Annotated in this window: 17 protein-coding genes, 1 tRNA gene and 2 other annotated features; of the genes, 16 read left to right on the top strand and 2 right to left on the bottom strand. The window is 32.0% G+C overall.

The genetic code is table 11. The annotated features are described in order from the left end of the window. Positions 1 to 56: 56 nt before the first annotated feature. The gene (gene addA, locus HYG85_RS15715) at positions 57 to 3,743 is read left to right on the top strand and encodes a helicase-exonuclease AddAB subunit AddA (protein WP_212690441.1); all 3,687 of its coding nucleotides are present in this window, start codon (positions 57 to 59) and stop codon (positions 3,741 to 3,743) included. 84 nt (positions 3,744 to 3,827) lie between these two features. Next, positions 3,828 to 4,022 (top strand): small, acid-soluble spore protein, alpha/beta type, encoded by a 195-nt coding sequence (locus tag HYG85_RS15720; protein WP_113673844.1) that lies wholly within the window; start codon positions 3,828 to 3,830, stop codon positions 4,020 to 4,022. Between the two features lie 72 nt (positions 4,023 to 4,094). On the opposite strand, the gene HYG85_RS15725 is transcribed toward HYG85_RS15720, so the two are convergent. Further along, positions 4,095 to 4,970: an AraC family transcriptional regulator gene (locus HYG85_RS15725; protein WP_212690442.1), complete on the bottom strand. Its 876-nt coding sequence runs from the start codon at positions 4,968 to 4,970 to the stop codon at positions 4,095 to 4,097. Between the two features lie 178 nt (positions 4,971 to 5,148). Here HYG85_RS15725 and HYG85_RS15730 point away from each other — a divergent pair, with 178 nt between their 5' ends. The 13 genes from HYG85_RS15730 (at position 5,149) to HYG85_RS15790 (ending at position 18,812) form a co-directional block, all read left to right on the top strand. Beyond that, a complete protein-coding gene (locus HYG85_RS15730) occupies positions 5,149 to 6,213 on the top strand; it encodes a Gfo/Idh/MocA family protein (protein WP_212690443.1) in 1,065 nt (354 codons plus the stop codon). A gap of 20 nt (positions 6,214 to 6,233) precedes the next feature. Then, complete coding sequence (locus HYG85_RS15735) at positions 6,234 to 7,094, top strand: sugar phosphate isomerase/epimerase family protein (protein ID WP_212690444.1); 861 nt, start codon at positions 6,234 to 6,236, stop codon at positions 7,092 to 7,094. Between the two features lie 9 nt (positions 7,095 to 7,103). After that, complete coding sequence (locus tag HYG85_RS15740; protein ID WP_212690445.1) at positions 7,104 to 7,976, top strand: sugar phosphate isomerase/epimerase family protein; 873 nt, start codon at positions 7,104 to 7,106, stop codon at positions 7,974 to 7,976. A gap of 512 nt (positions 7,977 to 8,488) precedes the next feature. Continuing rightward, positions 8,489 to 9,247: a class I SAM-dependent DNA methyltransferase gene (locus HYG85_RS15745; protein ID WP_212690446.1), complete on the top strand. Its 759-nt coding sequence runs from the start codon at positions 8,489 to 8,491 to the stop codon at positions 9,245 to 9,247. Between the two features lie 13 nt (positions 9,248 to 9,260). Continuing rightward, positions 9,261 to 10,145, top strand: a complete 885-nt coding sequence (gene hslO, locus HYG85_RS15750; RefSeq protein WP_212690447.1) for an Hsp33 family molecular chaperone HslO — start codon at positions 9,261 to 9,263, stop codon at positions 10,143 to 10,145. Between the two features lie 87 nt (positions 10,146 to 10,232). Further along, the gene (locus tag HYG85_RS15755; RefSeq protein ID WP_212690448.1) at positions 10,233 to 10,982 is read left to right on the top strand and encodes a YdcF family protein; all 750 of its coding nucleotides are present in this window, start codon (positions 10,233 to 10,235) and stop codon (positions 10,980 to 10,982) included. A gap of 118 nt (positions 10,983 to 11,100) precedes the next feature. Next, positions 11,101 to 11,302: a binding site (T-box leader), on the top strand. A 97-nt stretch (positions 11,303 to 11,399) separates the two neighbouring features. Beyond that, positions 11,400 to 11,804, top strand: a complete 405-nt coding sequence (locus tag HYG85_RS15760; RefSeq protein ID WP_212690449.1) for a bacteriohemerythrin — start codon at positions 11,400 to 11,402, stop codon at positions 11,802 to 11,804. A 14-nt stretch (positions 11,805 to 11,818) separates the two neighbouring features. Then, positions 11,819 to 13,774 carry a threonine--tRNA ligase gene (gene thrS, locus HYG85_RS15765; RefSeq protein WP_330619113.1) on the top strand — a complete coding sequence of 652 codons (1,956 nt, stop codon included), beginning with the start codon at positions 11,819 to 11,821 and terminating at the stop codon, positions 13,772 to 13,774. A gap of 98 nt (positions 13,775 to 13,872) precedes the next feature. Next, on the top strand, positions 13,873 to 15,795 hold the full coding sequence (gene thrS, locus HYG85_RS15770; protein WP_212690450.1) for a threonine--tRNA ligase: 1,923 nt from the start codon (positions 13,873 to 13,875) through the stop codon (positions 15,793 to 15,795). A gap of 165 nt (positions 15,796 to 15,960) precedes the next feature. Continuing rightward, positions 15,961 to 16,096: a sequence feature (ribosomal protein L20 leader region), on the top strand. A gap of 59 nt (positions 16,097 to 16,155) precedes the next feature. Next, positions 16,156 to 16,650 (top strand): translation initiation factor IF-3, encoded by a 495-nt coding sequence (gene infC, locus HYG85_RS15775; RefSeq protein ID WP_113673855.1) that lies wholly within the window; start codon positions 16,156 to 16,158, stop codon positions 16,648 to 16,650. Between the two features lie 27 nt (positions 16,651 to 16,677). After that, positions 16,678 to 16,875 carry a 50S ribosomal protein L35 gene (rpmI, locus tag HYG85_RS15780; protein ID WP_113673856.1) on the top strand — a complete coding sequence of 66 codons (198 nt, stop codon included), beginning with the start codon at positions 16,678 to 16,680 and terminating at the stop codon, positions 16,873 to 16,875. A gap of 29 nt (positions 16,876 to 16,904) precedes the next feature. Beyond that, a complete protein-coding gene (gene rplT, locus HYG85_RS15785) occupies positions 16,905 to 17,261 on the top strand; it encodes a 50S ribosomal protein L20 (protein ID WP_113673857.1) in 357 nt (118 codons plus the stop codon). Positions 17,262 to 17,588: 327 nt separating this feature from the next. After that, the gene (locus tag HYG85_RS15790) at positions 17,589 to 18,812 is read left to right on the top strand and encodes a M15 family metallopeptidase (protein ID WP_212690451.1); all 1,224 of its coding nucleotides are present in this window, start codon (positions 17,589 to 17,591) and stop codon (positions 18,810 to 18,812) included. 69 nt (positions 18,813 to 18,881) lie between these two features. Here HYG85_RS15790 and HYG85_RS15795 read toward each other — a convergent pair. Next, positions 18,882 to 18,953: transfer RNA gene (locus HYG85_RS15795), tRNA-Gly, on the bottom strand. Positions 18,954 to 19,190: 237 nt separating this feature from the next. On the opposite strand from HYG85_RS15795, the gene HYG85_RS15800 reads away from it, so the two are divergent. Next, positions 19,191 to 19,919 carry an N-acetylmuramoyl-L-alanine amidase family protein gene (locus tag HYG85_RS15800; RefSeq protein ID WP_212690452.1) on the top strand — a complete coding sequence of 243 codons (729 nt, stop codon included), beginning with the start codon at positions 19,191 to 19,193 and terminating at the stop codon, positions 19,917 to 19,919. Positions 19,920 to 19,933 lie beyond the last annotated feature (14 nt).

A 19,933-nucleotide genomic window follows, 5' to 3' on the forward strand; every position in this document is an offset into this window, starting at 1 on the left:
TATACATATAGACTATAATAAAAAAAGAATACGATTATAGTTTAGGAGAAATGCTCATGTCAGGTGTAAAATGGACGTTAGAACAGCAAAGTGTTATTGATACAAGGAATCGGAATTTATTAGTTTCTGCAGCAGCTGGTTCAGGAAAGACAGCTGTACTTGTTGAACGTATTATTAAAATGATTGTTGATGGGGAAAAGCCTGTTGATATTGATAAACTTCTGGTTGTAACCTTTACTAATGCAGCTGCTTCAGAGATGAGGGAGAGAATATCAGATGCATTGGAGAAGAAGATAGATGAAAATCCTGAGAATAAATATTTACATAAACAGCTATCGTTATTACCTAATTCCAATATAATGACTATACATGCTTTTTGTCTTAATGTAATCAAGAATAATTTTCATCTTATTAACTTGGACCCTTCCTTTAGAGTAGCAGATGAGACAGAATTGACACTTCTTAAAAGTGATACTATAAAAGAATTGTTGGAAGAGAAATATCAATTAGAGGATAATGGGGATTTCATTGATTTAATTGAGAGTTATACTTCGGGGAAATCAGATGATAGGATAGAGGAATTAATCTTGGAGTTACATAGATTTGCTATGAGTAATCCTTGGCCTGAGATATGGTTGGATGAAATGTCAGAGCAACTCAATTTAGAGGGGATAGATAATATTGATGATTCTCAGTGGGCTTTGATGATTAAGCAGGTTCTAAAAGATGAGATCCCCATGTACATAAAGATTTTGGAAGAATGTAAGAGTATATGTAATAGTGATAATGGACCGATAGGATATTTGGATGCTATATTATTGGATTTAAAGAATTTGGTTGGAATCAATGATATCTTGGATACCTCTTTGGAAAATATTTCCCAAGAAATAATTAAGGTTGGTTTTGGTGCTATTGGAAGATGTAAAAAAGGTGTGGACAAGGTACTACAAGAGAGAATAAAAGGTATTAGAGATGATGTTAAGGAAAATTACAATAAAATAAAATCGGAGTTCTTTTTCAAGAGTGGGGATAGTATTATGGATGATATAAATAATACATATCCAGTAATAAAGACACTGTGTAATCTTGTGAAAGAATTCATAGAAAAGTATCAGGATGCAAAAGCTGAAAAGAATATAATTGACTTTAATGATATAGAACACTTAGCGTTGAACATTTTGATAGGGGAAGATGAAGAAGGTAAAAAAACGCCATCTAATGCGGCGATAGAATTACAAGACAAGTTTACTGAGATACTTATAGATGAATATCAAGACAGTAACTTGGTACAGGAAACCATATTGACAAGTGTATCAAAAGTATTGAGTAATGAACCTAATATGTTTATGGTAGGTGATGTGAAACAAAGTATCTACAAGTTTCGATTAGCTAAGCCAGAGTTGTTTATGGAAAAATACAAGAAATATTCTATAGAAGAAAGCTTATATCAAAAAATTGATCTGCATAAGAATTTTCGTAGCAGGAAAAGTGTCATAGATTGTACTAACTATCTATTCAGTCAAATCATGTCCAATCAATATGGGGATGTAATCTATGATGATACAGCTGCTTTGTACCTTGGGGCTAATTATGAAGAGTTTATGGATGGTGAAACAGCAGGACCTTCAGAAGTTATTTTTATAGATAAAAAAGATATTTATAGTGAAGAAAATAATGAAGGGGAAGAATTAGAAGCAAAAGTTATTGCGGAAAGAATAAAAGAGCTTGTTAATCCATCTAACCCATATTATGTATATGATAAAAAGCTGGGTAAATATAGACCAGCTATGTATAAGGATATAGTTATATTAATGAGAAGTACCAGTACTAGAGCAGATGGATTTGTTACTGAGTTAATCAATTATGATGTACCAGCTTATACAGATGCTACTTCTGGGTATTTTGATACTATTGAGGTTAAGACAGTACTTTCATTATTGAAGATAATAGATAATCCTAGACAAGATATTCCATTGATATCTGTGTTAAGATCACCTATTGTTGGACTAAAAGCTGATGAATTAGTACGAATCAAGGCAGCTTTACCAGAAGGTGAGTATTATGATGCATATGAGCAATATATCCTTGGGACAATTAATGAAGATGAGCTTAGTGTAAAATTAAATCGTTTCAATGAGTTATTGAATGATTGGAGGGAAAAAGCTGTCTATATGCCTCTTAACGACTTGATTCTTGATATTTATGATAGGTCACATTACTATAACTATGTATCAGTAATGACTGGAGGAAGACAGAGAAGGGCTAATCTGGATTTGCTTATTGATAAAGCCATAAAATATGAATCAACCAGTTATAAAGGATTATTCAACTTCATTAGATATTTGGAGAAAATACATAAGTATTCAATTGACATGGGAGAAGCTACTGTATTTGGAGAGAGTGAAAACCTAGTTAGGATTATGAGTATACACAAGAGTAAGGGACTTGAGTTTCCTATAGTTTTTATTGCTGGGATAGGTAGACAGTTCAATATGCAAGACCTTAATAAACATATACTTCTACATCAAGACTTGGGTCTTGGACCAAAATATGTGAATTATGAGTTGCGATATGAAGTTAAAACATTACCAAAAGCTATAATAAGCAGGAAAATAAAGAATGAAAATATATCGGAGGAACTGAGAATATTATATGTTGCTCTAACTAGGGCAAGAGAAAAATTAATTCTAGTAGGTAGTTGTAAGGATTTATGTAAAAAAGTAGAAAAATTATCTAGATACTTATTTTTCCCAGATAGATTGTTGATACCACAGGTAATAGCCAGTGGACATTCATACATGGATTTTATTATACCAGCCTTATTAAGACATAGGGAGGGTGAAATAATGAGAAACTTACTAGATAATCCTTCTATATGTTCACCTGAGGAGTTATGGGAGCACGAAGCCTCATGGGACATAAAGATAGTAACAATAGATGATATCATTAGTAGAGAAGAAGACGTTAAAGATGCAAAAAATGAAACCTATGAAAATCTATTGAATTGGGACTGTGAAAAAAGTTATAGTGAGTATCCTAGAGACTATTTTGATTGTAGTCTGAATTGGACATACCCTCATGGGGATGCAGTATTAAAGCCAATAAAAATATCTGTTTCGGAAATCAAAAAACAGAGTATGCCAGATGAATTAATAGAACATGAAGAAATGTTTAATGATTTTGAGCCATATAAGCCAAGATTCATGGAAGAAAAACTAAGCCTTACTTCCAGTGAAAAGGGAACAGCATTCCATAAAGTAATGCAGCATATAGATTTTAATGAGTTACATAACTACGATTACATAGTTGATTACTTAGACAGCTTGCAGCAAGGAGAAATATTAACTGAAAAAGAAAAGAGAAGTATACGTATTAAGTCTATTCTAAGATTCAGTAAGAGCAATCTTTTACAGAGAATTATTAATGCAGAAGGCAATGGTAGATTAAAAAGAGAGGTTCCTTTTGTATTGGGTGTACCATTGAAAGATATCTATAATGACTGCAATATAGATGAAAAAGCTTTGGTGCAAGGGGTTATTGATTGTTATTTTATTGAAGATGATAAAATCGTGTTAGTAGATTATAAAACTGATTATATACAACCACATGAACAAGAGGTTCTAGTAAAACGATATAAAAAACAGATGGAATTATATTCCATAGCCCTTGAAAATATCATGGGAATGAAAGTAAGTGAAAAGATACTATATGCTTTTAGTGTTGGAAAAGAGATAAGTATATAAAAGTTATGAATTAAGAAGATTTCAGTAATAATGTATAAAATATCCAATATAACCCCATAATTGAAATAGAAAGGGTGGTTATATATGGCAAAGAATAATAATAAAGATGAAAAAGAGAAAAAAGTTCTTACCGAAAATGAGAAATTAAAGTATGAAATCGCCGAAGAATTAGGTTTACTAGATAAAGTAAGTGCTGGTGGGTGGAAATCCTTAACTGCCAAAGAAACAGGTAGAATCGGAGGATTAATGACTAAACGTAAGCGAAGTGTTAAAAAATAGATTAGATTTAAATCAGGTTAAAATAACCTTGCTCAGTACTGGGAGCGAGGTTATTTTATATTGTGTTTATTATCATTCTTTTATAACATTTTTTCGTCTGTTTGATGGGGAAGTGTCTTTTATATTTTTATAGATACGACTGAAATAACTGGTATCATGAAAACCAACTGAATATGCTATCTCACTGATAGATAGGTCAGAGTTGATTAATAGATTATCAGCTTCTTGTATTCGTATAGAGTTAATATAATGAGTTACAGTATGTCCAGTCATCTTTTTGAACATTCGGCAAAAATGATATTTACTCATATGTGCTTGTTCACTCATATGGTCTAGGGTCAAAGCGTTGGTATAATTGTTTTCTATATATTTTAAGATTCTATTGAATCTATCTATGTTCTGAGTACGATATTTTACTTGATTATCTGTAAGGACGGTATTAATGTAACGGCGCATCAATATAACGATAAGTTTGTATAATGAAGCTTTTATACATAATTCAAATCCCACCTGACGGTTGGTATATTCATCATTGATTGATTCTATGCATTGCTGTACAGATTCATCATTGACTATTAAATTCTTAAATAATATTCTATTCTCTATTATTGGATTAATATACTTAGAATCACAGAGGTCTATTAGTCTGCTGTTGAGTATATGGGGGTCTAATATAATACAATAATATCGAAAATCCTCAGTTAGATTCTGTCCAAAGTGGATTTCATTGCAATTTACTACTACAAGGTCTTTTTCATTAACTATAAAAGACTTATCGTTACATTTAAATAAAGCAGAGCCTTCAATTATATATAGGAGTTCCATTTCCCTATGCCAATGAGCATAAACAGCAGTAGAATTAATACCTATGGAATGATTTTTCATTAATTTCATACAAAAATCAGGATTAGGCATAGTCATTTTTTCACGCAGTACAGATTTATCCATTATATTAACTACCTTTCTTGAATTATCTTTTCTATCTAAATGTGAGCAATATAGTTATAGTTTTGAGCAATAGAATTAATGTGGATTTCTCATATATGTAATATAATAAACTACAAAATAGTAAATGTAAACACTATATAAGTTGATTAAATAATAATAATTATGAGGTGATTGAAAGATGGATAAAGTGAAAGTGGGTATTATAGGAGCAGGGAATATTAGTGAATTACACGTACAAGGTTACAAAAAACTTCCACATGTAGAATTAGTGGCTGTATGTGATTTGGACAAAGAAAAAGCAGAGGAGTATGCAGCTAAACATGATATACCAAACATATTTACAGATTATAATGAAATGTTGAAGATGAAAGACCTAGATGCTGTCAGTGTAACTACTTGGAACAATTCTCATGCACCTATCAGTATTGCAGCTATGAAAGCAGGAAAAGATGTTTTATGTGAAAAGCCTTTAGCAATGAATGCTGATGAAGCTCAAAAGATGGTTGATACTTCAAAAGAAACAAATAAATTATTGATGGTTGGTTTTGTTAGAAGGTTTGAGAAGAATGCTAATTACATAAAAGAAACAATAGAAAATGATGAGTTAGGAAATGTGTATTATGCCAAGACAGGATATATGAGAAAATGGGGAAATCCAGGAGGATGGTTCTGTGATAAAAAACGTTCTGGTGGAGGACCTGTAATAGATTTGGGAGTTCATGTTATTGATTTAATCAGTTATCTAACAGGTAAACCAAAAGCTGTATCAGTAATGGCATCAACTTTTGAACATCTAGGACTAAAACCATATATTAAAGGTATTAGCAAATATAATGCAAAAGATTATGATAAAGATAATCCATTCTGTGATGTGGAAGATTCAGCAACAGCATTAATCAAATACGATAATGGTATGACTCTAAGTATTGAAACAAGTTGGGTTTTACATACAAAAGAAGATAATAATTATTTGATGTTATATGGAGATAAGGCTGGAGTCAAAATGGAGCCTGAACTTGAATTCTATAAAGAGCACAACGATTATTTTGTTGAAGAAAGACCAATAGTAAAGGAAGAAACAGATAAGTTTTCAGCAATATTCCAAAGGGAAACAGCACATTTTATAGATTGTATAGTTAATAATACAGAATGTAGAAACCCAGGAGAAGATGGTGTAGCTATAATGAAAATATTAGATGCCATTTATGAATCTGCCAAGTCAGGACATGAGGTAATATTATAAAATAATAGGAGGTTATAAGTATGTCAGAGAAAAACAAGATAGGTGTTATTGTTGACTCATTCAGAGTCGGTGTAAAAGAAGGTATCAAAAAAGCTAAGGAAGTAGGGGCTAGTGGAATACAAATATATTCTGTAAAAGGTGAAATGTCTCCTGATAATCTTAGCAAACAAGCTAGAAGAGAATTACTTGATTATATAAAATCCAATGGACTTACTGTTTCTGCTTTATGTGGAGATTTAGGCGGACATGGTTTTACTATAAAAGAGGATAATAAGAAAAAGATAGAAATGTCCAAGAGAATAATGGATTTAGCAAAAGATTTGGAAACAGATATTGTTACAACACATATCGGTGTAGTTCCAGAGGATAAGAATCACGATAGATTCAAGATTATGCAGGAAGCCTGTGAAGAGTTAGGGAATTATGGGGATCAGGTAGGGGCGTATTTTGCAATAGAAACTGGACCAGAGAGAGCAATTACTCTTAAGAACTTTTTAGATAGTTTAGATAGCAGAGGGGTAAGAGTAAATTATGATCCTGCTAATCTAGTAATGGTTACAGGTGATGACCCTGTACAAGGAGTATATACATTAAAGGATTATATTGTTCATACTCATGCAAAAGATGGTATTATGGTGAAAGAATCCAACCCAGAATACATATATGATTGTTTTGCTAAAGGTATTCCAGAAGGATTTCATTGTGATGATTATTTCTTAGAAAAACCATTAGGAAGTGGAAACGTAGATTTTGATAAGTATATAAAAGCTTTATGGGATATAGGCTATAATGGATTTTTGACCATTGAAAGAGAAGTTGGTGCAAATCCAGAGAAAGATATACGTGAAGCAGTAGAATTTTTACAAAAAATAATAGGTTAGGATGATTATATGAAACTTGGAGTTAGTTCTTATAGCTTTTTAAGGTTAGTACAAGAAGGAAAAATGAAACAGATTGATGTAATCAAGAAAGCTAAAGAAATGGGTTTTGATGCAGTGGAATTCATTAATTTCATTCTTGAAGATGGTGAAACTGATGAATCATTCGCTAAACGTGCTTATGAAGAAAGTAAAAAGGTTGGTATAGATATTGAGAGTTATACTATAAGTTCAGATTTCATTAATGGTAGTAATGGTGATTTGGAGGCAGAGATTGAAAGGGTAAAAAGAGAAGTTGACATTGCAAATATACTTGGTGCAAAGTCAATGAGACATGATGCTACGATAGGGTTTACAGACGATTATACAGGGCAAAGATCTTTTGAACATGCTCTTCCAATACTAATCAGAGGCTACAGAGAAGTGACTGAATATGCTATGAAATATGGCATAAAAACAATGGTTGAGAATCATGGTTTCTTTTGTCAAGACAGTTCTCGTGTAGAGAAATTGGTAAATGGAGTTAATCACCCTAATTTTGGAGTTCTTATTGATATGGGGAATTTTGTTTGTGTTGATGAACAGCCTGAGAAGGCTTTAGGTGTACTTATGCCATATGCTTTCCATGTACATGCAAAAGATTTTCATATCAAATCAGGTATGTTGCCTGACCCTGGAAGAGGATGGTTTCAATCAAGAGGTGGTAATTATTTGAGAGGTTCAATTATAGGTCATGGGGATGTACCTATCTTACAGTGTCTTAGGATAATGAAAAAATATAATTATGATGGGGTTCTATCCATTGAATTTGAAGGGCTTGAAGATCCTTTAACAGGTATTGAAGTAGGATTGGAGAATTTACGTAAATATATTGAAATGGCTTAGTTATATATTTTTTAGTGCATAAAAATCAGCAAGGTAATCAATTCTTGCTGGTTTTTTCTTTGGCAATTTCAAATCACATTTTTATTTGAAATGTATCGCAAGTATGTCAGAAAAAGAGTTTTGTTCGGACTTGGTTTTTGCAAAATAGTATATGTATATGTTACGCCAGCTACTTGCTCGTCCTGAGCTCAACAAATAACAATGGACATCGAGACCATTATTATTTCTGACAGTCCAGTAGGGCTGTCAGATTAAATGCTGGGTTCGGCGTCCTGCCTCACTACTCCACATATACATATACTATTTTGCTTTTTAATCCCTTGTATATAATCACAAAAATCTTTTTCTTCTAAGTACATAACTGTTGTCTATTTTGGATTTATTTATATATAAACTCAAAATTAAATATAATAAGGAAAAAACATATTTAATCAATCTTGACTTATTATGATACGTTAATTATAATGAAAAAAGCATGAAAAGAAATTTATCTTCAATGGGAAGGTGCTAAAATGTCTAGTTATAATTCATTTGCAATGGTTTATGATAAGTTTATGAATAATGTACCCTATAAGGAATGGGTGGATTATATATTGAGTATTATTGATAAATACTATTATAAAAAGCCAAGACTGATGTTGGATTTGGGATGTGGTACAGGTAATATCACGGAGTTATTAGCTGATAAGGGTATAGATATGATAGGTGTGGATAATTCAAGTGATATGTTATTCGTTGCTAAAGAGAAGGCAAGGATTAATAATAGAGATATATTATATCTATTACAGGATATGAGAGAATTTGAGTTATATGGTACAGTAGATTGTATAGTGAGTATCTGCGATAGTATGAATTACATTTTGGAGGAAGATGATTTATTACAAGTTTTTAGGCTGGTAAATAATTATTTGGATCCAAGAGGTTTGTTTATTTTTGATTTGAACACTTACTATAAGTACAATAATATTTTAGGTGATAACACTTTTTCTGAAACGAATGAAGATAGTGCTTACATTTGGGATAATTATTACTATGAAGAAGAAAAAATCAATGAGTATGATTTGACTTTATTTATAAAAGATGAAAATAATCTTTACCGTAGATATACTGAAACCCACTATCAAAAAATGTATGATTTAAATAGAATCAAACAGTTAATAATAGAAGCAGGACTAGAATATATAGATTGCTTTGAAGCATTTTCTTTTGAATCACCTGCTGAGACTAGTGAAAGAGTATATTTTATAGCTAGAGAAAAAGGAAAACAATGAAAAGGAGCTAAATATGAAAGATTATATTGTTAGAGCTACAGCTTGTAATAATCAGATAAGAGCATTTGCAGCTACAACTACAAATATGGTTGGTGAAGCTAGAGAAAAACATAATACATCACCGGTTGTTTCTGCTGCATTAGGAAGATTGATGACAGCGGCTTCAATGATGGGAAGTATGTTAAAAAACGAAAAAGACCTAATTACTCTTCAAATTCGTGGAGATGGACCAATAAAAGGTCTAGTAGTAACAGCTGATGCTAAAGCTAATGTTAAAGGGTATCCATATGTACCAATAGTTGATTTACCACTTAAGGAAAATGGTAAGCTGGATGTATCAGGTGGACTTGGAAACGGTATTATGAATATTATAAAAGATATTGGATTAAAAGATCCATATGTTGGACAAACACATCTAGTATCAGGAGAAATTGCAGAAGATTTGACTTATTATTTCGCAACTTCTGAACAAGTACCTTCAGCTGTTGGGCTTGGGGTATTAGTGGATAGAGATTATTCAATTAAGCACAGTGGAGGATTCATCATACAATTGCTTCCAGGTGCAGATGAAGAAGTAATAATCAAGTTGGAAGAAAGATTGAAGGTATTACCATCTATTACTAATCTTATGAGTGAAGGAAAAACTCCGGAAGAAGTACTTGATATGTTATTGGAAGGTATGGAACCTCAGATTCTTGAGAAAATACCAACTAAGTTCCAGTGTAACTGTACAAAGGAAAGAGTTGAGAAAGCTCTTATTAGTATTGGAAAGAAAGATATTAAGGAAATGATAGATGAGGGTGAAACTATAGAGTTAAATTGTCATTTCTGTAATAAAAAATATTATTTTACTGTTGATGAGTTACAGGAAATAATTTCATATGCACAAGGGGAGTAAAAGAGGATAAATAATTAATTAAAGATGGTTAATCAAACATTTTACTCGCATAAATGTTTAATTGAACATCTAGGATGGGAGAATATAATGGGATTATTAGCTATTTTATCGCTTGTAATAGGAGGTTTTAGTATCCTATACTTCTTATTTCTAACGATATTGAATGCAGGCGCAGGTTTTTCATTTTTTTGGATTCTACTAAGTGTAATGGCTTTTTGTATGTTTTTTATATTTAGGAACTATGAAGGTGTCAAAGAACATGTGCCGAAGTTAATTAGGTACGTAGTATTTTTGTTGATAATTATTGTTATAATGATTTTTATTGTTGTCCAATCTTTTATAATAAAAGATAGTATCAAGCGTGATAATTATGATTCAACGGATTATGTTATTGTTCTCGGTGCAAGAGTCAAGGGGACTACTATTTCATTAACATTGTCACATAGGCTTGAGATAGCATATAAATATCTTATAGACAATACAACAAGTAAGGCAATCTTAGCTGGTGGGAAGGGACCAGGAGAAGATATATCAGAAGCTGAAGCTATGAAGAGATATCTATTGAATAAAGGTATAAATGAAGATAGATTGATTATGGAAAATAAATCAACCAGTACTCAGGAGAATATAAGAAACAGCTTTGAATTGATAAATGCATATAATGAAGCTCCTTCAGTGACAATAATAACAAGTGATTTTCATGTATATAGAGCTAAGAAGATTGCTGAAAAATATTGTCAGGATATTCAGGGAATACCGTCAAGAACACATCCACCATTGATTGTACATTATTATGTTAGAGAGTTCTTTGCTGTATTGAAAGATACTATATTCTAGATAGGTGTATCTCAAAATATAGTAATTATAAAATGATATATTATTTTTATGTAAACGATATGCTATTTTTTATATTGACAAACCAATAGCTAATGTTATAATTATATCATTAGATAAGTTAAACACTGTGAAGAGACCAGTAGAATGTGAAAGTAAACAGAGAGGAAGTTGGTTGCTGAGAGACTTTCATATGGAAGCATTTGAAGACTACCTCTGAGTGGCTCTAATAAAGTCCGTTGATTACGTTATAATCTTATTGAGTGGTTTCTCGAAACAATAAGGGTGGAACCGCGGGAATTGTATATAATCTCGTCCCTTACTACGGTACTCGTAGTAAGGAGACGAGTTTTTTGTGCCGTAATATTAAGACAGCGCAGTTTTATTTGACATAATAAAATTAATGGAGGTGTGTTATTAATGCTTGAATGGAAAAAAGAATATAATCTAGGAATTGAAGAAATTGATAATCAGCATAAGCATTTATTTGAGATTGCAGCAAGAGTTGGTGAACTGACGCAGGACATTGGTGAAGGTATTGATTGTTATGATGATTTTATGAGTATATTGAATGAATTAGTAGATTATACCATTTACCATTTTGATTATGAAGAAGCATATATGCAGAAAAATAATTTTGACAATGACGAGTTCTTAGTACACCAAGTTGAACACAAGATGTTTGTTAAGAAATTAGAGAAGTTCCAAGAAACTGATTTTGATGAAAATCAATATGAAAGCATTAATAATATGCTTACTTTCTTAGTGGATTGGATAGTACATCATATTATTGATGTAGACTCAAAATATGTTAAGGTAAGTTAGAGAGGAGGGAAATTATGATTATTACTTTAAAAGATGGTTCAAAAAAAGAATATGAAAGTAGCATGTCAGTTATTGATATAGCTAATGATATTAGTGCAGGACTTGCAAGAATGGCATGTGCAGGAGAAGTGGATGGAGAGGTTGTTGACCTTAGACATGTAGTTGATAAAGATGTAACACTTAACATTCTTACATTCAATGATGATTTAGGTAAAGATGCTTTTAGACATACAACAGCTCATATCCTATCACAAGCGGTTAAGAGACTTTTTCCAGAAATTAAACTAGCTATAGGTCCATCAATAGAAAATGGATACTATTATGATTTTGATAAGGAAACACCTTTTACCAATGAAGACATGGAAGCGATTGAAAAAGAAATGAAGAAAATCGTTAAAGAGAATCTCAAGATTACACGATTTGAACTTCCAAGAGATGAAGCCATTAAGTTAATGGAAGAAAAAGGTGAGGATTACAAAGTAGAGCTTATCAGGGATTTAGATGAAGACGCTATCATATCTTTCTATGAGCAAGGGGAATTTGTTGACCTATGTGCCGGTCCACATCTTATGACAACAAAACCAGTAAAAGCTTTTAAATTATTATCGGTAGCAGGAGCTTACTGGCGTGGAGATGAAAAAAACAAAATGTTATCAAGAATCTATGGTACCGCATTTACTAAAAAAGCGGAGCTAGATGAACATGTTCAAAAATTAGAGGAAGCCAAGAAAAGAGATCATAATAAGTTAGGAAGAGAATTAGAGTATTTTACAACTTCTGATGTAGTTGGGCAAGGTCTACCATTAATCATGCCAAAGGGAGCAAAAGTAATACAGACACTTCAAAGATTTGTTGAAGATGAAGAAGAAAGCAGAGGCTATCAGTTCACGAAAACACCTTTAATGGCTAAAAGTGACCTTTACAAAATATCTGGTCACTGGGATCATTATAAGGATGGTATGTTCGTTCTTGGAGATGAAGATAAAGATGAGGAAGTATTTGCCCTTCGACCTATGACATGTCCTTTCCAATATATGATCTATAAAGCTAAACAACGAAGTTATAGAGATTTACCAGTGAGATATTCTGAAACATCAACATTATTTAGAAATGAATCTTCTGGTGAGATGCATGGTTTGATTCGAGTAAGACAGTTTACACTTGCTGATGCACACATTATATGTACTCCAGAACAAGTGAAACAAGAATTCAAAGATGTAGTTGACTTAGTAAAATATATGATGACAGCTATCGGTATTCAGGATGATGTTTGGTATAGATTCTCTAAATGGGATGAAAATAAGACCGACAAATACATCAACGATCCAGAAGCATGGGAATATACTCAAAATATGATGAGAAAAATTCTCAATGAAATTGGGTTAGATTATCATGAAGCAGATGGGGAAGCAGCTTTCTATGGACCTAAATTAGATGTTCAATTTAAAAATGTTCATGGTAAAGAAGATACTTTATTTACAATACAGATTGATTTTGCTTTAGCAGAAAGATTCCAAATGACTTATGTGGATAAAGATAATGAAAAGCAACATCCATATATCATCCATAGAAGTTCTATAGGGTGTTATGAAAGAACTCTTGCAATGCTTATTGAAAAATATGCAGGAGCTATGCCTACTTGGATTGCACCAGTTCAAGCAAAGGTACTTCCTATTTCAGAGAAATACCAAGACTATGCTAATGAAGTAGTAGCTGGATTAAAAGCTAAAGGTGTTCGTGTAGAGCTTGATGACCGAGCAGAGAAAATCGGTTATAAGATTCGTGAAGGAAGAATGGAAAGAGTTCCATACCTTCTTATCGTAGGACAGCAAGAAGCTGAAGAGAAACTTGTAGCTGTTAGAAGTCGAGTAAATGGTGATGAAGGCGGTATACCACTTGATGACTTTATAGCAAGGATTAAAGAAGAGATTGATAATAAAGAAATTATTGTTGCTGAGGAAAGTAAATAAACAATAGATAATACGATGACGAGACAAGTAAAATCATTACTGGCAATATTTTAATTAAATAATGATTATGTACTATATAAGAAGAGAGGATAATAATTATGATTATTACTTTAAAAGATGGTTCAAAAAAAGAATATGAAAGCAGCATGTCAGTTATTGATATAGCTAATGATATTAGTGCAGGACTTGCAAGAATGGCATGTGCAGGAGAAGTGGATGGAGAGGTTGTTGATCTTAGACATGTAGTTGATAAAGATGTAACACTTAACATTCTTACATTCAATGATGATTCAGGTAAAGGTGCTTTTAGACATACAACAGCTCATATCCTGTCACAAGCGGTTAAGAGACTATTTCCAGAAGTAAAACTAGCTATAGGTCCATCAATAGAAAATGGATACTATTATGATTTTGATAAGGAAACACCTTTTACTAATGAAGACTTGGAAGCAATTGAAAAAGAAATGAAGAAAATCGTAAAAGAGAATCTTCAAATCAAGAGATTTGAATTACCTAGAGATGAAGCTATCAGTTTCATGAAAGAAAAAGGCGAAGACTACAAAGTAGAACTTATTGAAGATTTGGGTAAGGATGAGGTAATTTCATTCTATGAGCAAGGGGAATTCGTTGACCTATGTGCTGGACCTCACCTTATGACTACTAAATCAGTAAAAGCTTTTAAATTATTATCTGTGGCAGGAGCTTACTGGCGTGGTGATGAAAAGAACAAGATGTTATCAAGAATATACGGAACATCTTTTACTAAAAAAGCTGAACTTGATGCTTACATTCAAAAATTAGAAGAAGCCAAGAAAAGAGATCATAGAAAATTAGGAAAAGAGCTTGAACTATTTGCAATGTTTGATGAAGGACCAGGTTTCCCATTCTTCTTACCAAAAGGAATGGTGCTTAGAAATACATTGATTGACTATTGGAGAGAAGTTCATAATAGAGCCAACTACCAAGAAATAGCTACACCAATCATATTGAACAAAGAATTATGGTTACGTTCTGGACATTGGGATCATTATAGAGAAAATATGTATACTACAGTTATTGATGAACTTGATTATGCTGTAAAACCTATGAACTGTCCAGGGGGTATGTTAGTATACAAAAACAAAATGCACTCTTACAGAGATCTACCACTACGTGTTGGTGAATTAGGTCTTGTTCACAGACATGAAATGTCAGGTGCCCTACATGGACTTATGCGTGTTAGAAACTTTACACAAGATGATGCTCATATCTTCATGTTACCTGAACAGATCAAAGACGAGATTGTTGGAGTTATCAACTTGATAGATGAAGTATACAAAGTATTCGGTTTCAAATATCATATGGAGTTATCTACTAGACCAGAAGACAGTATGGGTAGTGATGAAGATTGGGATATGGCTACTGAGGCATTAAGACAGGCGCTTGATGAAAATGGTCTTGATTATGTGGTTAATGAAGGTGATGGTGCATTCTATGGTCCTAAGATCGACTTCCATCTAGAAGACTGCTTAGGAAGAACATGGCAATGTGGAACAATTCAACTTGACTTCCAATTACCTGAGAGATTTGAACTTGAATATACTGGAAAAGATGGAGAAAAACATCGTCCTGTAATGATTCACAGAGTAGTATTTGGTAGTATTGAAAGATTTATTGGTATCTTAATCGAGCATTTTGCAGGGGCATTCCCAGCATGGCTTGCACCAGTTCAAGTAAAAGTTCTACCAATATCTGATAAATATAATGATTATGCAACTAAAGTTGTAGATGGATTAAAAGCAAAAGGCATCAGAGTGGAATTTGATGACAGAGCTGAGAAAATAGGATACAAGATCAGAGAAGGAAGAATGGAAAGAGTTCCTTATCTTCTAATTGTTGGTCAAAAAGAGCAAGATGAGAATAAAGTAGCAGTAAGAAGTAGAGCCAAAGGTGACGAAGGAGCTATTTCACTTGATGAATTCATTGCAAGACTTGAAAAAGAAATTGAAAGTAAAGAAATTATAGAAGCAGAAGAGAAATAGGTAGTATCATGACTAATAAAAAGCACAGCACTTATTTATTTTAAGTAATGTGCTTTTTGTATTTAATTATATTAATTGGTGATTCAATAGATAGATTAAGTAATTATAAAAAGATATAAAAAACTATTGACAGAGATACATTGAACCTGTATAATTAATAAGAAGTAAAATAAGTAGAAGTATCCACTTCTCACCTTAGGGTAATAAAGCTACTAGGGTAAAATACGTAAAAGATGGATGAATTCATTGTTTATGTAATGTATATGAGTGGGTATTTTAATACGCGCTTTTTTTATTGTATAAAGATAAAGGCGAACTGTAAATAAAAAATTTTGGAGGTGTCCTACTATTAGCGAATTAATGATTAATGAGCAAATTCGAGACAGAGAAGTACGTTTAATCGATGATCAAGGTAACCAACTGGGTATTATGTCTGCAAGAGATGCTCAAAGGCTTGCAAGAGAAAGAAACTTAGATTTAGTTAAGATTTCCCCAAAGGCAAAGCCACCAGTATGTAAGATAATTGATTATGGAAAATTTAGATATGAACAAGCTAAACGTGACAAGGAAGCTAAGAAGAAACAGAACATCATTAGTGTAAAAGAAGTTCGTTTGTCTCCTAATATCGAGCAACATGATATTAATACAAAGATGAAACATGCGAAAAAATTCTTGAATAATGGAGATAAAGTTAAAGTTTCCGTACGTTTTAGAGGTAGAGAATTAGCTCATACTGCAATAGGTAGAGAAATCTTACTTAAGTTTGCAGAAAGTCTAGTAGACATTGCGGATATTGAGAAGTATCCAAAAATGGAAGGTAGAAGCATGGTAATGTTTATGGCGAAGAAAAGATAAATACGGTATTATAAGGAGGAAATTATTATGCCTAAAATGAAAACACATCGTGGCGCTGCTAAGCGTTTCAAGAAAACTGGAACAGGTAAATTAAAAAGAAATAAAGCATTTAAAAGACATATTCTAACTAAGAAAACAGCTAAGAAAAAGAGAACTCTTAGACATGCTACTATGATGGATAAGTCTAACGAAAAAGTAATGAAGAAGTTATTACCATACGTTTAAATATATAAACCGAACAGGAGGGAAAAATCATGGCAAGAATCAAGGGTGCTTTACACACACGTAAGAGACGTAAAAGAGTATTAAAGTTAGCTAAAGGATATAGAGGAGCAAAATCTAAACAATTCAGAACTGCTAAACAAGCGGTAATGAAATCAGGTGTTTATTCATATACAGGAAGAAAACTTAAGAAAAGAGATTTCAGAAGACTTTGGATTGCAAGAATTAATGCTGCAACTAGAGTTCATGGATTATCATATAGCAAATTCATGTATGGTCTTAAGTTAGCAGATGTTAATGTTAACAGAAAAATGTTAGCTGAAATGGCAGTTAACGATTCTGAAGGTTTCGCTAGTTTAGTAGAAACTGCAAAATCAAAAATTCAATAAGAAATTCTTATATTAAAACTCTCTAGCATAGAGGGTTTTTTATATTCCATAAAATAGATATGTTTTTGTATTATAAAATAAATAATACATTAATCATATCTATTTTTAATTAAGCAATAACGTTAAATGACTTTAATAATAGTTGGAAAAACGTAGTATTTTGTAATAAAAACAAATATAAAGACTAATTTTAGTTAATTTTAATTAGATAAAAACTTAGTTTTTAAAGGATTCAGTAACTATACTTATTATTTTGTCACAATATGTTGTAATAAAACTGCCTCTATGTTAAAATAATGTTTAGATTAAAACACAAGAGGTGAGAGGATGTATAAAAAAGTTGGTAAAATAGTTTTGATTGTAGGGGCTCTGTGTTTGGTGTTTATTCTAGCGATAGGTTTTATAAAAGATAGAAAAGATACAAACGAAGTAACTGCACAGGGAAATGCGGTTGAAACTGAAAAAGATAATAAGGAACAAGAAAATGATTCCAAAGAAGAAGATAATGGTATAAAAGAATTACGATTATCTGAAGAAAATTTGCTATTAAAAATTGGTGATAAATATAGTGTTGAAGTTGAAGGATTATTAGCAGATGGAAGCTTAATAGATTTGACTGATGATAGTAAGTTACTAAGTCATTCAAATAATGAAGAGAAGATATCTATTGAAAATGGAGAAATAGTTGTTTTAGACAGTGCAGAAGCAGATGATGAAGCAACAATAACATATGTATATGAAAATATATCAGCTACAATTAATGTAAAAGTTGAAGCAGCTGAAGAACCAAAAAAAGAAGAGCCAAAGGAAGAGCCTAAAGAGGAACCAAAGGAAGAACCAAAAGAAGAGCCAAAAGAAGAACCAAAAGAAGAACCAAAGGAAGAAAACAATCAATCAGACCAAAATAATAATTACAATAGTAACGATAAGACAGTTATGATTGATGAAGATGGAAAACAAGTGGTAACAAATCCAAAAGATATTCACGTATTGGTTAATAAACAAAGAAATCTACCAAGCAATTATGTACCTGATGATTTAATTAAACCAGATATAAAGTTCTCATTTACTCATGAAGATCCTAAAAGATATTTGAGAGAAGAAGCTGCACATGCATTGGAAAGACTTGTAGCACAAGCAAAAGAAGAAGGTATAGAGATTGTTGGAGTTTCTGGATATCGTTCATATAAGAGACAAGAAACAATATTTAATTATAACGTGAATAAAAGAGGATACGAAGCTGCTAACAAAGTAAGTGCAAAACCTGGACAAAGTGAACATCAAACTGGTTTAGCTATTGATGTATCATGTGCAGGAGTTAACTATAAACTACAAGAAAGACTTGGAGAATTAAAAGAAGGAAAATGGTTAGCAGAAAATGCTCATAAATTTGGTTTTATTATTCGTTATGAATTAGGAAAAGAAGACATAACAGGATATCAGTATGAACCATGGCATATCCGTTATCTAGGTGAAGACCTTGCAACAGATGTTTATGAAAAAGGTCTTACTTATGAAGAATACTTTGAACAATATATGTTAAATGAGTAGCCCCTAAGATTTAGGGGCTTTTTTTGTATACTTTTACACATATGAAGATGAAATTTTGGCAATAAAAAAAGCGCGAGACGGGATTCGAACCCGCGACCCTCGCCTTGGCAAGGCGATGCTCTACCACTGAGCCACTCACGCATATTACTAAATATATAATTATGATTTAACGCAAGATATATTGTATCAGAAATTTAATAAATGTCAATAGTTTTTAAGTAGATTTATCTAGATATTATGATAGAATTATTATATGATATATTATTTATTAATGTGACTAACAAATGCATAAGTAAACAATTATTATACATTTAGAGTTATTTAAGAGGTGAGTATATTATAAGAGGTTATAATAGTTATAGAAAGGAAGGGTGCACGGTGAAAGGTAGTAAAAAACCAATCGTATGTCTTGACGCAGGTCACGGATTCTATTCGTGTGATAAAACAACACCTGAGTTTGAAGATGGAAGTACTACACATGAAGCAGAACAGAATTATCCCATAATGTATAGAGTAGCTAAATACCTAGAATTCAACGGAATGAAAGTTATTTTGACCAATGATAATATTTATAAGGATAAAAGTGTAAAAGATAGGGTAGAAGTATGTAATGAAAGTAATGCTGATATAATGATATCTATACGTAAAAATGGTATAAATCGTAAGTGGCAAAGTTATGCAAAAGGAATAGAAACATACTGTTATAAATTTGGTGGTGAAGGGGAAAAATTAGCAAGAAGAATACATAATAATCTAATTAATGATACCAAGTTGTATAATAGAGGTGTTAAAGAAGGAAATTGGGATGTAATACAAATGACAAAAGTTCCTGCCGTATTATTAGAGCTAGGATTCATGGATTATCTGGAAGAAGCTAAACACATGAAAGATAGATTATGGCATGATAAATATGCGAAAGCGATAACAAAAGGTATTTGTGAATACTTTGAAATGGAAATAACAGAATTTCCATATCTATCAATAAATGAATTAGAATATTATAAAGAGCAGATTATAGAGTTAGAAGATAAAATTGCTAGACTGCAGAAAGAGTTATTGGACAAAGACATGAGAAAAGATGATACAAACATAAATCATAGAGGATAATGATAAGGAGTGGT

The organism is Vallitalea guaymasensis, assembly GCF_018141425.1.
Classification (GTDB): Bacteria; Bacillota; Clostridia; order Lachnospirales; family Vallitaleaceae; genus Vallitalea; species Vallitalea guaymasensis.

What these genes read in the sequence shown, in the direction of transcription:
- thrS (WP_212690450.1), top strand. Translation starts at nt 13,873, where the DNA reads ATGATTATTACTTTAAAAGATGGTTCAAAAAAAGAATATGAAAGCAGC.
- hslO (WP_212690447.1), top strand. Translation starts at nt 9,261, where the DNA reads ATGAAAGATTATATTGTTAGAGCTACAGCTTGTAATAATCAGATAAGA.
- rpmI (WP_113673856.1), top strand. Translation starts at nt 16,678, where the DNA reads ATGCCTAAAATGAAAACACATCGTGGCGCTGCTAAGCGTTTCAAGAAA.
- infC (WP_113673855.1), top strand. Translation starts at nt 16,156, where the DNA reads ATGATTAATGAGCAAATTCGAGACAGAGAAGTACGTTTAATCGATGAT.
- HYG85_RS15760 (WP_212690449.1), top strand. Translation starts at nt 11,400, where the DNA reads ATGCTTGAATGGAAAAAAGAATATAATCTAGGAATTGAAGAAATTGAT.
- HYG85_RS15755 (WP_212690448.1), top strand. Translation starts at nt 10,233, where the DNA reads ATGGGATTATTAGCTATTTTATCGCTTGTAATAGGAGGTTTTAGTATC.
- rplT (WP_113673857.1), top strand. Translation starts at nt 16,905, where the DNA reads ATGGCAAGAATCAAGGGTGCTTTACACACACGTAAGAGACGTAAAAGA.
- HYG85_RS15740 (WP_212690445.1), top strand. Translation starts at nt 7,104, where the DNA reads ATGAAACTTGGAGTTAGTTCTTATAGCTTTTTAAGGTTAGTACAAGAA.
- HYG85_RS15720 (WP_113673844.1), top strand. Translation starts at nt 3,828, where the DNA reads ATGGCAAAGAATAATAATAAAGATGAAAAAGAGAAAAAAGTTCTTACC.
- HYG85_RS15730 (WP_212690443.1), top strand. Translation starts at nt 5,149, where the DNA reads ATGGATAAAGTGAAAGTGGGTATTATAGGAGCAGGGAATATTAGTGAA.
- HYG85_RS15725 (WP_212690442.1), bottom strand. Translation starts at nt 4,970, where the DNA reads ATGGATAAATCTGTACTGCGTGAAAAAATGACTATGCCTAATCCTGAT.
- HYG85_RS15735 (WP_212690444.1), top strand. Translation starts at nt 6,234, where the DNA reads ATGTCAGAGAAAAACAAGATAGGTGTTATTGTTGACTCATTCAGAGTC.
- HYG85_RS15745 (WP_212690446.1), top strand. Translation starts at nt 8,489, where the DNA reads ATGTCTAGTTATAATTCATTTGCAATGGTTTATGATAAGTTTATGAAT.
- thrS (WP_330619113.1), top strand. Translation starts at nt 11,819, where the DNA reads ATGATTATTACTTTAAAAGATGGTTCAAAAAAAGAATATGAAAGTAGC.
- HYG85_RS15790 (WP_212690451.1), top strand. Translation starts at nt 17,589, where the DNA reads ATGTATAAAAAAGTTGGTAAAATAGTTTTGATTGTAGGGGCTCTGTGT.
- addA (WP_212690441.1), top strand. Translation starts at nt 57, where the DNA reads ATGTCAGGTGTAAAATGGACGTTAGAACAGCAAAGTGTTATTGATACA.